The 13521-nt window shown below is 45.3% G+C and carries 13 protein-coding genes; 7 read left to right on the forward strand and 6 right to left on the reverse strand.

Annotation, left to right across the window (positions count from 1 at the left end; all coding sequences use genetic code 11):
* The 3 genes from OEV79_11395 to OEV79_11405 all read left to right on the forward strand — a co-directional run.
* The coding region (locus OEV79_11395) for a T9SS type A sorting domain-containing protein (GenBank protein ID MDH4212040.1) at positions 1–904 on the forward strand (904 nt) is incomplete at its 5' end.
* A 1175-nt stretch (positions 905–2079) separates the two neighbouring features.
* Complete coding sequence (locus tag OEV79_11400) at positions 2080–3996, forward strand: S9 family peptidase (GenBank protein ID MDH4212041.1); 1917 nt, start codon at positions 2080–2082, stop codon at positions 3994–3996.
* Between the two features lie 593 nt (positions 3997–4589).
* Positions 4590–5999, forward strand: coding sequence for a PQQ-binding-like beta-propeller repeat protein (locus OEV79_11405; GenBank protein MDH4212042.1), 1410 nt, complete (start codon positions 4590–4592; stop codon positions 5997–5999).
* A 34-nt stretch (positions 6000–6033) separates the two neighbouring features.
* Here the strand turns inward: OEV79_11405 and OEV79_11410 are convergent, their stop codons facing one another.
* The 6 genes from OEV79_11410 to add all read right to left on the reverse strand — a co-directional run bounded on the left by OEV79_11410 (position 6034) and on the right by add (position 11777).
* Positions 6034–6801, reverse strand: a complete 768-nt coding sequence (locus tag OEV79_11410) for an arylamine N-acetyltransferase (GenBank protein MDH4212043.1) — start codon at positions 6799–6801, stop codon at positions 6034–6036.
* Between the two features lie 198 nt (positions 6802–6999).
* Complete coding sequence (locus tag OEV79_11415) at positions 7000–8508, reverse strand: NAD(P)/FAD-dependent oxidoreductase (GenBank protein MDH4212044.1); 1509 nt, start codon at positions 8506–8508, stop codon at positions 7000–7002.
* Positions 8509–8625: 117 nt separating this feature from the next.
* A complete protein-coding gene (locus tag OEV79_11420) occupies positions 8626–9123 on the reverse strand; it encodes an isoprenylcysteine carboxylmethyltransferase family protein (GenBank protein ID MDH4212045.1) in 498 nt (165 codons plus the stop codon).
* The gene (locus tag OEV79_11425) at positions 9120–9617 is read right to left on the reverse strand and encodes a YbhB/YbcL family Raf kinase inhibitor-like protein (protein ID MDH4212046.1); all 498 of its coding nucleotides are present in this window, start codon (positions 9615–9617) and stop codon (positions 9120–9122) included. Before OEV79_11425 ends, OEV79_11420 begins: the two co-directional genes overlap by 4 nt.
* Before the next feature lie 28 nt (positions 9618–9645).
* Complete coding sequence (locus OEV79_11430; GenBank protein ID MDH4212047.1) at positions 9646–10530, reverse strand: CPBP family intramembrane metalloprotease; 885 nt, start codon at positions 10528–10530, stop codon at positions 9646–9648.
* 194 nt (positions 10531–10724) lie between these two features.
* A complete protein-coding gene (gene add / locus OEV79_11435; protein ID MDH4212048.1) occupies positions 10725–11777 on the reverse strand; it encodes an adenosine deaminase in 1053 nt (350 codons plus the stop codon).
* Positions 11778–12076: 299 nt separating this feature from the next.
* Here add and OEV79_11440 point away from each other — a divergent pair, with 299 nt between their 5' ends.
* From OEV79_11440 to OEV79_11455, 4 genes are all read left to right on the forward strand, one after another.
* Positions 12077–12235, forward strand: a complete 159-nt coding sequence (locus OEV79_11440; protein ID MDH4212049.1) for a hypothetical protein — start codon at positions 12077–12079, stop codon at positions 12233–12235.
* A gap of 24 nt (positions 12236–12259) precedes the next feature.
* Complete coding sequence (locus tag OEV79_11445) at positions 12260–12523, forward strand: hypothetical protein (GenBank protein ID MDH4212050.1); 264 nt, start codon at positions 12260–12262, stop codon at positions 12521–12523.
* A gap of 39 nt (positions 12524–12562) precedes the next feature.
* A complete protein-coding gene (locus tag OEV79_11450; protein MDH4212051.1) occupies positions 12563–13213 on the forward strand; it encodes a DUF4386 domain-containing protein in 651 nt (216 codons plus the stop codon).
* An 81-nt stretch (positions 13214–13294) separates the two neighbouring features.
* A complete protein-coding gene (locus OEV79_11455; GenBank protein ID MDH4212052.1) occupies positions 13295–13444 on the forward strand; it encodes a hypothetical protein in 150 nt (49 codons plus the stop codon).
* Positions 13445–13521: the final 77 nt, after the last annotated feature.

The raw sequence follows: 13521 nt of genomic DNA on the forward strand, positions 1-13521 counted from the left end.
TAGTGATCCTGTAATTGGGGATGTCAACGACGATGGTTTTAATGAAGTTGTTGTGACATCGGCAGATGGCGTTTATGTGCTTGATAAAAACGGTGATTTTCTATTAAACTTACCATTGGGCCAAGATATGGATCATTCAAATATGGCGTTAGCTGATCTAGATGCTGATAACGACTTAGAAATTGTCTTTGAATATGGTTTTAAGTTATACGCAATGCACGATGATGGTACGATAATTTTTTGTGATAGCTCTGCCTGGGTTGTGCTTAATCCACCTGTTGTTGGAGATATTAATGATGATAGCTTACCGGATATTATCGTTAACTCTGAAGATTCGATTTATGCTTTGAACGCTAATGGACTTATATTAACTGGTTTTCCTAAACCTTTGACACCTGTTAGCTGGTATACTTATCCTACAATAGATGATATAGATAATGACGGCAAAGTTGATGTAATATCAAGTTCAAGTTGGATAGAGCCTACAATATCAACTGGTATAATTTACGTTTGGGCATTAGACGGTGATTATGACCAATCAACGATGCAATGGTCAATGTATCAGCACGATCCACAGCATACCGGGTATTATCATTATAGTATTCCCGGAGGTATATGTGACGAACCTGGAGTCATGTCCCGATCGATATTTTTGAGTCAAAACTACCCAAATCCCTTCAATCCTTCAACTACTATTTCATTCTTTCTTTCGTCACGTTCATACGTATCGGTGAACATATTTGACTGTCTTGGAAGAAATGTGGCCACACTGGTCTCGGCAGAGACCCAGCCGGGAAATCACTCCATAGAATGGAATCCTTGCGACCTAGAAGGCGGTGTCTATTTCTGTCGACTGCAAGCGGGTACATTCACAGAGACGAAGAAACTTGTGTTGCTCAAATGAAAATCATCGGCAACTTAACCAGTGGGTCAAGCGGACGGATTGAGCATCGGTGAAGAGAGCGCCATGGGGTTCCACATGTGCTGAAACAGAACAGCAGAAAAACCCAAAAACGGTCAGAAAGGGTAAAAACATCACCTGGTTTGTATTTACGTGATTTATATCGGGATTTCGAAGGTTGTGAAATACAGTGGAATCGGATTTTCCCCTCAGCAAAAATTGAGGGATTTACTAGAGTCCGCCGATATAATAGTATCTGCGTAATCTTTCCAGTATCACTGTAATCTATGTTTTCATCGTTGGCATCGACCTGCGTAGCAGGGTCATTGCGAGGCTGTCGTAGCTAGCCGATGCAATCTCCTAAATTTCCTCTCCCTTGATGGGAGAGGGATAGGGTGAGATTTCACATATAACTCGATGCTGCTGTGAAACAAATCGCCTTACCGTTCGAGTGAACCCATCTGCGGCGGGCGAATCGAGAACATCCAAAGTCATCTCTGCAATCTTTCGGTTATCACTGAAATCAATTGCGTAGCAATATAGTTTCTAGATTTATCCCAACCTGCTATAAAATGTTAACATCTACGGTCAAAAAGCGTGGATATTACGTTGGTTATTCCAAAGCGCGCAGAGTTTTGAAAAATAGTATACACTTTTGAGTAGCCTGTCCCCAAACCAATAATAGTGGAAGTATAATAGAGATTGTCATTCTACTCCTTTACGACAAGGTAAGCAATCAGAACATTCACCCAATCCTACCTCCAAAAAATTCTAGTCTGCAAAAAGGTTGTGTCAATGGATATTCAATCATGGATCTAAAAGAAATGAGGAGCCAGCCAAAAAGCCAGCTCCTCACTTTGTGCGGTATTTCTCTCAATACTTCATCTCGATTCTCTCGATACTATAGCGAGGCTATGGTGTGCGGTGCATTTACCAACCTGCCCCGATTCCTACGATCTTAGTCTAATATAGAATCGAAGATTCAGCGCTATCTCGGCGTCGTTCCCATCTCGTCTCCCTTAGAGGAAAAACGCTTGAAATTGAAATACTGAAGTCATATAATATAGTATGAAAAAGTTGGAGAGCGATCTCATGAAATATATGTTAGGAAATTGGCATTGTGGCTTATTTCGTCTTGAACACATCATTGTTTTCCGTCATACAGGAAAGGGGTGAAAATGCATGAAATACGTACAGTACACATGTTGTTGATGGTTACTTTCTTCCTTAGCGGTATGGTTACAGGTAACTGTCAGACCGAACCTGTGCCACAAATCTCTGTAGAGGATTTTTTTAGAAATCCCGAGGAGACTGATTACAAGCTTTCGCCTGATGGCAAGTATTATGCTTATGTGGGTTCTTATAAGGGCAATGATAATATTTTCTTGCGAGAGGTCGGAAGCCCGGAAGCCATTCGACTCACTGATGCGACGGATAGAGACATAAATAGATTTTTTTGGGGGAATAATACGTATGTTATGTATTTACAGGACAATGACGGTGATGAAAATTATAAACTCTATCGAGTTCACATTAGGCAGAAGAATGTTGACTGTATGACACCATTTGAAGGTGTAAAGGTTACAATTATAGATCTTCTGAGAAATATGCCCGATGATATCATTGTTGGTATGAACAAACGTGATCCTGAATTGTTCGATCCCTACCGTTTGAATATCGCGACCGGAGAAATGGTATTGCTTGCGGAAAACCCCGGTAATGTCAAACAATGGATGAGTGATAATGATGGCGTGATTCGAGTGGCATTTGCAGATGGGATTTTATATCGTGAAGGAGAAAGTGCCGAATTCAGAGAGGTATTATCCATCGATGTTGATGATGCCTTTGTTCCTCATTACTTTACTCCTGATAATCAACATGTGTATGCATACTCCAATCTGGGAAGAGATAAGATAACGATTGTGCAGTATGATCTCAATGAGGGTAAAGAGATACGGGTCCTTTTCGAACACCCGGTGTACGATGTGTTCGGGGATGACGAGCGCGATTATTTCAAGTGTTCGTACCGGGCACAAACACTGCAGTATGCGTTGTTTACCGCAGAGCGCAGAAAATTGCATTTCTTCGATGAGGAAATAGGACGCCTGTATGATAGATTGCTGAAAGAGATGGGAGATTACGAGATAGTATTCGAATCGTCGAGTGACGATTTCAGCAGGTTAATACTAAAGGCGAGTAGTGATCGCATGCCCGGAGCATATTATCTGTACGACAGGAATTGTGATGAACTAGAATTACTGCATAAAGTTGCCCCCTGGCTCGATGAAAACGAGATGGCGGTGATGCAGCCAGTGCATTACACTGCACGCGATGGATTAGAAATACATGGCTATTTAACGCTGCCGAAAGGCGTGAAGGCTGAGAATCTTCCGGTCGTCGTTCATGTTCATGCTGGACCGCAGTGGCGTAATTCATGGGGTTTTGATGCGAGAACACAGTTTTTTGCGAACCGGGGGTATGCAGTACTCCAGGTTAATTTCCGGGGTTCAACCGGATATGGAAAAGAATTCTTGAGAGCGGGTTTCCGGCAGTGGGGACTCAGAATGCAGGATGATATTACCGACGGGGTAAAGTGGCTGATCGACAAAGGCATAGCTGACAAAAACAGAATTGCGATATTCGGCTGGAGTTACGGCGGGTATGCAGCCCTGGCAGGCGTGACATTCACACCGGATTTGTATGCATGCGGTATTGATCTGTGGGGGATATCCAACTATTTCACGCTCTACGAAGGTTTTCCTCCTTACTGGAAATCCTATCTGGAGCAGATAAATGAACGATGGGGAGATCCGGTGAAGGATAGCCTTCAAATGTACCAGACAAGTCCTGTGTTCCACGTGGAAAATATTAGAGTTCCCGTGTTCATTGCCCAGGGGGCAAATGACTCACGCGTACGTATGAGACAGTCAGAACAGATGGTAGAGGAACTAAAGAAATACAACAAGGAATTCGAATATGAACTCATCCAGGGAGAAGGACATGCTTTTTCCAACGAGAAAAAAACAATAGACCTCATGGTGAAAATAGAGAATTTCTTAGCACGTCATATCGGGCGCGCGAAGGCGGAAGATTAATGGATCGCACCGTTAAAACTAATTCAGTGTGAGCGTAACAGTTGGTTGGGAGAAAGAGAGGTCGGCTTTCACCGATTCCTCATTTTTTGTGCGGTATCTTTCCGAATGTTTCATCTCGATTCTCTCGATACTATAGTGAGACTATTGTGTGCCCGTGTATTTACCAATCTTTTGGAGATATTGCTACAGGACTTCATTTTATTAACTGGAAATTAGTTGTCGTTTATAAGGTAGTTGTGCTCGCTAGTGGGCTGGGGTTAAATTCCGTTTCTCCAGTGAAATGCCCTTGAAATATGTAATATCTGCGGCTCAGCTTCTGCCTCAGGTATAACGCGCTTGACTGGTAATCGATTTGCACTATAGTATATTCAGAGATACGGGTTTGCTCCTTCAGGCATATAATGAAGATATAGCATTCTGTGACAAAATCATAAATCTGAGCAAAAATTGGTGCCGAAGGATCTGGGCCTGGACGATACCGCCGCGTCTCGAGACTATCTATTTATACAAATTATTTTTGCTCTGTTCAATAATCTGTATTTCATGAACATTTGTTTGTTGTGTATTTTCGCGGTAGAAGAATAGGAGGAGAGATGAAGAATGTTTTGTCAGCGATTACAGCATGTCTGTTATTGTGGATCGGTTGCGGTGGCGACAGTGAAGCGCCGGTTATCGAGATCACCCATCCGACCGACGGTTCCATGGTAAGCGGGACCGTCAACATTACTGCCGATGCAAGCGATGACAACGAGGTAGACAGTGTTCAGTTCTACATTGACGACACCCTCAGGTCAACCTCCACAGCAGAGCCGTATGGATATTCATGGGTGACGACCGGTCTCCAGAACCAATCATCGCACACTATTTATGCCATGGCGTACGATGCGGCTGAGAACGAGAGTGTGTCGGGTACCATTTCGGTAATTGTTGTCATTGAGGGCATACTCAAATGGCGTTTCGCAACAGGCGATGAGGTGCATTCATCGCCGGCGATCGGTGCCGACGGTACAGTATATTTCGGGTCATATGATCATTATCTCTATGCGATGAACCCCGATGGCACCTTCAAATGGTCATACCAAACAGGCGGTACCGTGTATTCATCACCGGCGATAGGTACCGACGGTACGGTCTATGTCGGGTCAAGCGATAATCGTCTCTATGCGATAAACCCGAATGGCACACTGAAATGGTCATACCAAACAGGCGGTAGTGTGTCTTCTTCGCCGGCGATCGGTGCGGATGGTACGCTCTATGTCGGGTCAAGTAATTACCCCTTCATAAGTTATCTCAAAGCGATCAACCCCGATGGTACCCTGAAATGGTCATGCCCAGCAGGTATGTCTATGTTGTCCTCGCCAGCGATCGGTACGGATGGCACGATATATATAGGGTCAGATGGTGGTCTCGGAGACGGTTATCTCTATGCGATAAACCCCGGTGGCGTCGTGATATGGTCATACCCAATGGGGTTCGGTCCTGTATCGTCTTCGCCGGCGATCGGTGCGGATGGCACGATATATGTCGGGTCAAATGGTAATTATCTCTATGCGATGAACTCGGATGGTACTTTGAAATGGAGATACCCAACAGGCGGTGTCGTGTATTCATCACCGGCGATAGGTACCGACGGCACGGTCTATGTCGGGGCAAATGATAATCGTCTCTATGCGATATACTCCAACGGCACCCTGCAATGGTCATACCAAACGGGCAATTGGGTGGTATCTTCGCCGGCGATCGGTGCGGATGGCACGATATATGTCGGGTCAGGTGATAATTATCTCTATGCGGTCAACCCCGATGGCACCCCGAAATGGTCATGCCAAACAGGCCCAGTTGCATTTTCTTCGCCAGTGATCGGTACTGATGGTACGGTCTATGTCGGGTCATGTGATAACTATCTCTATGCAATTCAGGGTATAGGCCCTCTGGCAGATACTCCCTGGCCGATGTTCCATCATGATCTGGGACATACAGGTAGAGTCGGTGGAGGTTATTGAGGAAAATCTGCATATCAACGCCGTCCCCAAACTTTCACTCCCATTTAGAGATTTCACCAATCTCTATGCCAAAGTGAGTTCTTAAAGCGTCAGCATATTCTTCTTTCGTTGATATTGGCAGCTCGCTGCGCTCACTGTTCTTCTTGATTACCAGTTTCGTCTCGGTCAAGGTGACGCGGCCGTCCGGTGTTGCGCGGGTACAAATGCGATTCTGTGTGTGCCATGACCGCGGCGATGTTTGATGCCACTGGCACATTTGGGCATAGTCCTGAAGTTGGCGAGGTTCAAGAGTGAATTGGTAAAAGACCTTCCATGGAGCCCCGGTTTCTCGGGCCATCACCTTCCAGTTGTCGCCATATTGTTTTACTCGGTAGGCATAGTTGCTCTGAATTTGCATTTTTCTATCATCCATACGCAATGGCTCGATGAACAGGGCGCCGAAACCGACATCAGCAAGCCATCGCTCTTCAAGTTGGACGAGCAACACCATATGGTCGAATTCCGGTCCCAGTATACCTTCGAGGTTGACACGCGCCGAAAGCATAGTTACTTTAAACCCCAAAGCACGCAGCAGAGCAGCAAACAATCCATTCAGCTCGTAGCAAAACCCGCCCCGCCTTTGTCGGACCATTTTTTCAATGAATTTTTCATCATCAAGAATAATGGTAGTCCCGAGATGAATATCAAGGTTTTCAAAAGGGATTGTCAACAGATGCGCACGGTGGAGCTGTCGCAGTGTTTCTTCAACTGGTACCCTGGAGCCGGAATACTTGATGCGATTGAGGTAGGCGTTTATGTCCACATGACACCTTGACTATATATATTTGAGATACCTTCGATGCAATTGTATGCCAAGGTACTAAAAAGTCAACCGGGTGTCCTACAACTCTTGAATAATATCGCTTTAGCGGAAAACATTCAGAAAAGTATGATTTTATTACAATCCCCCTGTTTTATGGTGGGGTGGTTCTGTTTTCCCCGCAGTTTGATTATGTTTATATTACCCGGTATTTGCCTTTGTCACAAAATCGCGCCGTTCTTTTTTGCACAATATCTGTATCAAATGACGGCCCGATAGTGCACCGATAATTGTGCCAGTAAAAGGGGCTGTCCATTGTCCCACCATATAAAGGTTATCGAGCCCGGGCAGCGTTCTTTTCAATCCCCTGTCCATCATGTTATCCGTAGTAATATACCACCCGTCCGGGGATCCTTGCCAGTTGTCAGTGTACCTCACATAGGTCATAGGCGTGGGCACATCAACCATCTCTATCTTTGACTTGAACCCAGGCCATCTTTTCTCCAGTGCATTTGCCGTCTCTTCGGCGATCCGCTTTTTCTCATTGTCGTATTTGGCGCGGTCCTTTATCAGATTTTCCCAGTATTTGTAGTCTGTTCCATACCAGACCTCGAGCGCCGACTTTCCGGGCGGTGCCGTTGTCTTGTCAAAGCAATGCATCATAACGGTCAACCACCTGAATTCGTCGTTACCGACAGTGATCGGCTTGTCCGTCTCGAATACGAAACGGGATGGTTCTTTTGAAAGGTCCATGTCCACTCCGAACATGACGTGAACCATCGGCTTCACCGGGATCCATGTTTCGTACATGTTACGGATTGCGTCATTTAGGTACTTGCCGCCAAGTATGTCGAATATTAGACGATGACCGTCTCCGGCCCATACCACGATATCGGCTTTGTGCTCGCTGCCGTCCTCAAGGCGGATTCCGATAGCCTTGTCATTTTCGATGAGGACATCTGTGACCCGGCTCTCGTAGTGTATTTCGCCGCCTATTTGCTTGTATTTCTTTGCCATCTTGAGCATGACCTTCAGGGAGCCGCCCAGGGGATATCCCGCTTCAGCGATACCGGACCGGGCAAAACCCGCCATGGCGATCAGCGGATATTTTAGCATGGGCCAGCCCGGAGAATCCACTGAATATCTGATTGTCCTTCCCAGAAACGGGTCCTTGAACCGCCCCGTGAATTCCTGTAATGTTACCTTGGAGTATTTTCTGATTAGTCCCAATAAGGGTATCGCAGAAAAGGCCAGTTTGATCTTGCTGAATATGCCGGCCAATTCGGGGGGTTCAATGGATGCGAGATCGGTTATGCTCCGGCCGAAAAAGAGGTTAATAAATTCCCTGATCAGTTCAGAGTCGTCGGGGGAGATGGCAAGCATCTGCTCTTCGAGGCGAGCGCGGTCAAGGCAGAGATCAAGCCTTTTTCCGCTCCCTTCAACAACTATCTTATTGTTGTGATAGTGAAATTCCTGATCAACGGTTACACCGAGTTCGTCCCACATCTTTTTGAACGGTCCTGTTTTTGAATTGGCCAGCATGTGCATGCTTAGATCGAACGTGTATCCTTTTCGTGTCCATGCAGTGCAGAGCCCGCCCGGGATCTTGTGCAGTTCAAAAATGGATGTCTTGAATCCGTTCATCTGTGCATAAAGACCCGTTGAAAGCCCGGAGATGCCTGCACCTACAATGATCATGGTCTTTTGCATATTATCCTCCAAAATTTCTTTTCAATGTCTTGAATGGATCGTCCAGGAGAAAATATATTTGATCATATTTCGATTCCATCGGGCAGCATACCCTATCGCCTTCAGCATACTACTTAGCTACTTTTGCCGAGGTTTCTTGAACGGGATCAGCCGGTCTACCCTTGCCTTGTAATCTTCGTACTCCTTGCCAAATGCCTTTGTGAGTTGCCGCTCCTCTGTACCGATGAAGATCATAACACCGATATACAAAAAGACCGATACTACAAAATAGACCCAGGTTAATGTGATGAGCGCGACGCCTGGGAGTATGAGGAATGTCGCGCTGGAGTATATGGGATTGCGGGCAATGCCGTAAGCGCCGGTGGTTACCAGCCTGCCTTTGGAAAAGCCGGTGATTAACTGGACGATCGCAGTTGCCCACAGGAGCAATCCCGGAACGAGTAGCAAATATCCCAATGTTTTGATAGAACTAATACCCTCGGGTAATGCTGCCATTCGGGGCAAATGGGTGTCGACCAGTATGGCGGCGATCAAAAACGGTAGTACAGAAAGGATGATCTTCCCGCCCTGTCCGACGATGTCCATGTCGTTTTGCTTTTTAAAGATGTTGTTCATAGTATGTTTCCTTCTCTGAATTGAAGGGTTTTTGAATATATACCCATTAACTGGGCTTGTCCCAAAATATGGTGACCCATTGCTTTTAGAAGTTTTTTTCGAGTCATTTTCAAATCTGTTTTAATCTCAGCATCCAGGGCGAATATTTTGAAATAATAGCGGTGTGTTCCAAATGGAGGATTAGGCCCCATGTAGGCGTTTCGTCTGAAGAAGTTTTTACCCTGAATTGTTCCATCAGATAGGGATTCTTGCTGAGGAATTCCTTCCTGTAATTCTCTCTTTTCAGAGGGGATATTGTACAAGATCCAATGTGGGATTATGCCGAATATTGGAGCATCTACATCTTCGACAGTGATCGCGAAATATTTTGTCTGCTCGGGTGGGTGCTCCCATTGTAAAGGCGGAGAAATATTCTTTCCTCGACGAGTATTGGTGTAGAGATCCGGAATCAGTTCTCCATCTTTAAATGCTTTACTGAATATTCTAAATTCCATATTCAAAACCTCGTGGTAAGCATAAGACCTACTCCTTTGAAAGCATCCCCTTCTCGAGCGGTTCCCGCGAGCGTTGCCCGCGGTTGGCTGCAATGACCACGGCAACCGCACCCCACATCACGGCGGCCCATATGATGCCGAACAACATGAGAGGTACACCCACTATTCCCATTGGAGTGAAGATCCGTGCGCTGCTTGTGAGGCTCATGTGCATGAGCATTGCTAAGAGCAAGCTTCCACCCGTACGATCGTAGACCCATACGATTAGTACCCTGAAGGCCACCAGGAATAAGAAGGGGTCCATCAAATAGCTGACCGTGGACAGCGCTCCGCTGACCGTGCTGCTGGCAAATCCTAACCAGATGGCCGGAAGTATGTGCCAGACAGCCCACGGAAGACCCACGATGAGACCCGTGCCGAGGATTCTGTAACGCTGTCTCAGTCGGGGTGTGGCAAACCCGGTCCAGCCGAGTTCCTCGAATAAGCCGGCCATCAGTCCTGTGACGAGACCCATAAGCAAGTGGGACAACTTATTCTCGGCTGCCAATATGCCGGGGAAAAACTCAGGGGACAGTAGCGAGAGTATAGAGTATATGGCCATCATCAGTAGCGGAGCGGCGAGGAGTGCTACCGCGTACCAGCGAATGCCAACCCGCCACATGAATAACCGCGACTTGACCTCGCGTAGGCCCGTCCTTCCATAAGCGAGAGCAGTCAATAGAATACCAGATACACTGGGTCCTGCAAGGATCGCCAGAATCACAAACGGCAACAGCTTATCGAACTGCTCACTGGTGCACAGGATCCTGCCAGGCCCGCCGATGACCAGAAGTATGCCGCCCCATGAGATAATGAACGTCAGGGCAAAGTAGACCGGTACTGGATGCCGTTTGATGAAGACTGAAATTCTCATTGATCACCTCGGTCTAATATTTCTAATAGTTGCGCTATTGCCTCAATCGTCGGATGGAATCATACATAAATGCAAACAAAAAGCAAGGGGGGATAATGCTTGTGTTATTTCCTATGGTGCCAGCGATGAGATATTTGTCTGAAAACGCCGGAATATAATAGTTGTCTGGTGATGAAATATCGTGATTGGGACGGCTATGCTGTATTATCTACAGTCTTACTGCTTATACAGGTCTTATTATAATAATCGTCTATTTCTTTTCTAAGATTGTTCTTGATATCTTCGTTGCACCAAGCTGAGTTGATCGCGTTTTCAAGCAAGACTTTCACATCTTTCTTTTTGAATCCGATTTCCTCTAACTGTGTGAATTCATTCTCCAGGCTTGTATTGAACATCTTCGGATCATCAGTATTGATAGATATATTCAAATCATTATTGTAATATTCCCTTACCGGATGATCAATGAGATTCTTCACAACTCCAGTTCTGACATTTGAGATTGGGCATAATTCGATCGGTATTCTTCTTTCTTTTACATGATTCAGCAACTTTGGATCTTCAATGATGCTTGTCCCATGTCCTATTCTATCGGGATGGAGGTTTTCCAATACCTCCCATATACTAGCAGACCCGGCAGCTTCTCCGGCATGCACTGTCGTATGAAAACCGTAATTTCTTGCTTTTTCATAGACTTCCTCGAATGGTTTCGGTGGGTATAAGTGCTCTGAACCGCCCATTCCCATCCCTGCCAGGTTATAACTCTTCATCTCCTTCATCTGCTCAAGCAGCATCATGCCATTCTCAGGCCCGAAGTTTCTGCTAATATCGAAAATGAAATTCACCGTGATCCGGTCGAAGAAATCTTTTACCCCATCATGAAGCGCTTCCAGCAATTTTTGCGGGTCAATGCCCTTATCCATGTGGTCTCGGGGCGTAAAGAAGAATTCCACGTACCTGTGATTTTGGTCTATCAAGTCCTTAACTACTTCGGTCGCGATGAAGGTAAAATCTTCGTATTCCCTCAGGAAAGTGTTCTTCCATGTCCAGATGTTGAGGAAATGGGAGAAATCTTCGTACATGAATGCTTTTTCTAAATCACTCTGTGATTTTACTACTTTTTTTACGTCATATTTCTTCACCAATTCCCACAAAGAAGGGACCGGTATCGCTCCCTCAAGATGCAAATGAAGTTCTATTTTTGGAAGTTTCTTGAAAAAATCGGAATCTATCATTTCTTCCGAAGGCATGTAGAAATATGCGTTATTAAGAACAAAAGTCAAGTCGGTTATGGTTACTCTCGCCGTGATGGCCTGCCGCAAAAGAAATAATTATCCATCGGTAGCATAGTAGCAGAAATTACATGTTGATTTTTATTCAATAATCCTTACAATAACTGTAGAATAAGAACATGTGGGGAAATGCGATCGAATTCAATACTACGTGACGAGTCGATCTATACTCTAGGAAGTGCCTTCCAACGAGAACCGGATTACGCGTTATTACTGTAGAAATCATAGGTGGTTGATTCAATTGAGGAGGTGCTGCATTGACAAAAGACAAATTCCTGACCGTACGTTGGAATAACCTTCTTTCGTTGATACTTGGAGTTCCGGCACTGATCTATGTTGGCATCGTTTTGTCAACCTCGGTGCTGTCAGACACGGCGAGTTTTGTTGGGCTGGTCATCATCGGGATCTTTTACTGAACGGTTGTCGAGCAGCATACGAACATGCGGTTCGCATGGCAGAAGAAAAAATCATCCAACGACGTGCCAACCACGAAGGAGCCGACTTCCACATACAGATTGATAATGGTCGCGTACAATATTGTCTGGTGGATACCTATTGTGCTGCCTGTTATCGGGGTGATTGACTATCGTACGGGGTTCTCGACATTTTTGGCGGTCACTGTTGTAAGGGTTGCTGCCAATCTGTTTAGAAACAACGTGCTCAAACCAGAGCATGCAGAGCATTTTCCCCTCCGGTCGCCGTGAACACATAAAGGAATATGCAGAGCAATAGGAGGAAGTGAAATGACAAACGTTCGGCCTGTTTTTTCGCAGCGCAAAGCAGCAATAGTCGTAGGTGTTGCGATCGTAGCCATGTTTTTCATGGCAATCATCGTTGATAACTTTATTCTCTCCAATTTTATAGGACCTGGGGATGAAACAGCGCTGGCGGGTGATATTGAGGCTAGCCAGGTGCGATTTGGCTTTGCTGTTGCCGGCTATTTGATTATCCTCATGCTTGATTTAGCCATCGCTTTGGCACTCTACGTTATACTCAAGCCGGTAGGTAAGATTCTCGCGTCACTGACCGCTGGTTTCAGATTGTTGTACACTGTCATTATGGTGATTGGTGTATTTTTATTGTTGGTTCACCTCATTGATGTGCACAGCTATGGAAATATAAAACTCCTTGGGTACTTGTTTTTCACCGCGCATATCTTAGTGCTTGGATATTCAGTCTTGAAGTCTGGTTATATTCCGAAGGGTCTTGGTATCTTGTTAATAATTGCATTTTTTTGTTATATTGTTCTATTATATGGACAATCGATCGTGCCAGAACAACTGCCACCGATTTTTGTTGTACCTGCAGCTATTGCGGAACTCTTGCTCGGTATCTGGCTGTTATGGAAGGGGGGTAAGGTATCCAGAGTCCGGAAGATCGATGTTTCTGCTTGATTTAGCAGGGGTAAGAAACATCTTTGCGTTGTTGAAGTTTCATCACTGATAGAACTGGAAGTGCAATAAAAGGAGCGAAATATGACCAAAGAAAAAGGCAATAATGTATGGTGGATCATGTTGGTCCTTTCGTGTCTCTTGATGGCTTTTACTATTTTTACCATCAGCAGCGGCGATTCAGTGCTGAAGAATGGGTTGAAACAATTTGCGCGTTCCTCATTTGATTTTTGAAATTTGGATGAGGCTGCTCACGGATTCTTGACCATGGCAATGATAAAGCCTTTGTGGGAAGAACTCTGGATCGGTAT

It is taken from the genome of candidate division WOR-3 bacterium, from assembly GCA_029858255.1.
Lineage (GTDB): Bacteria > Hydrothermota > Tepidihabitantia > SM23-42 > SM23-42 > SM23-42.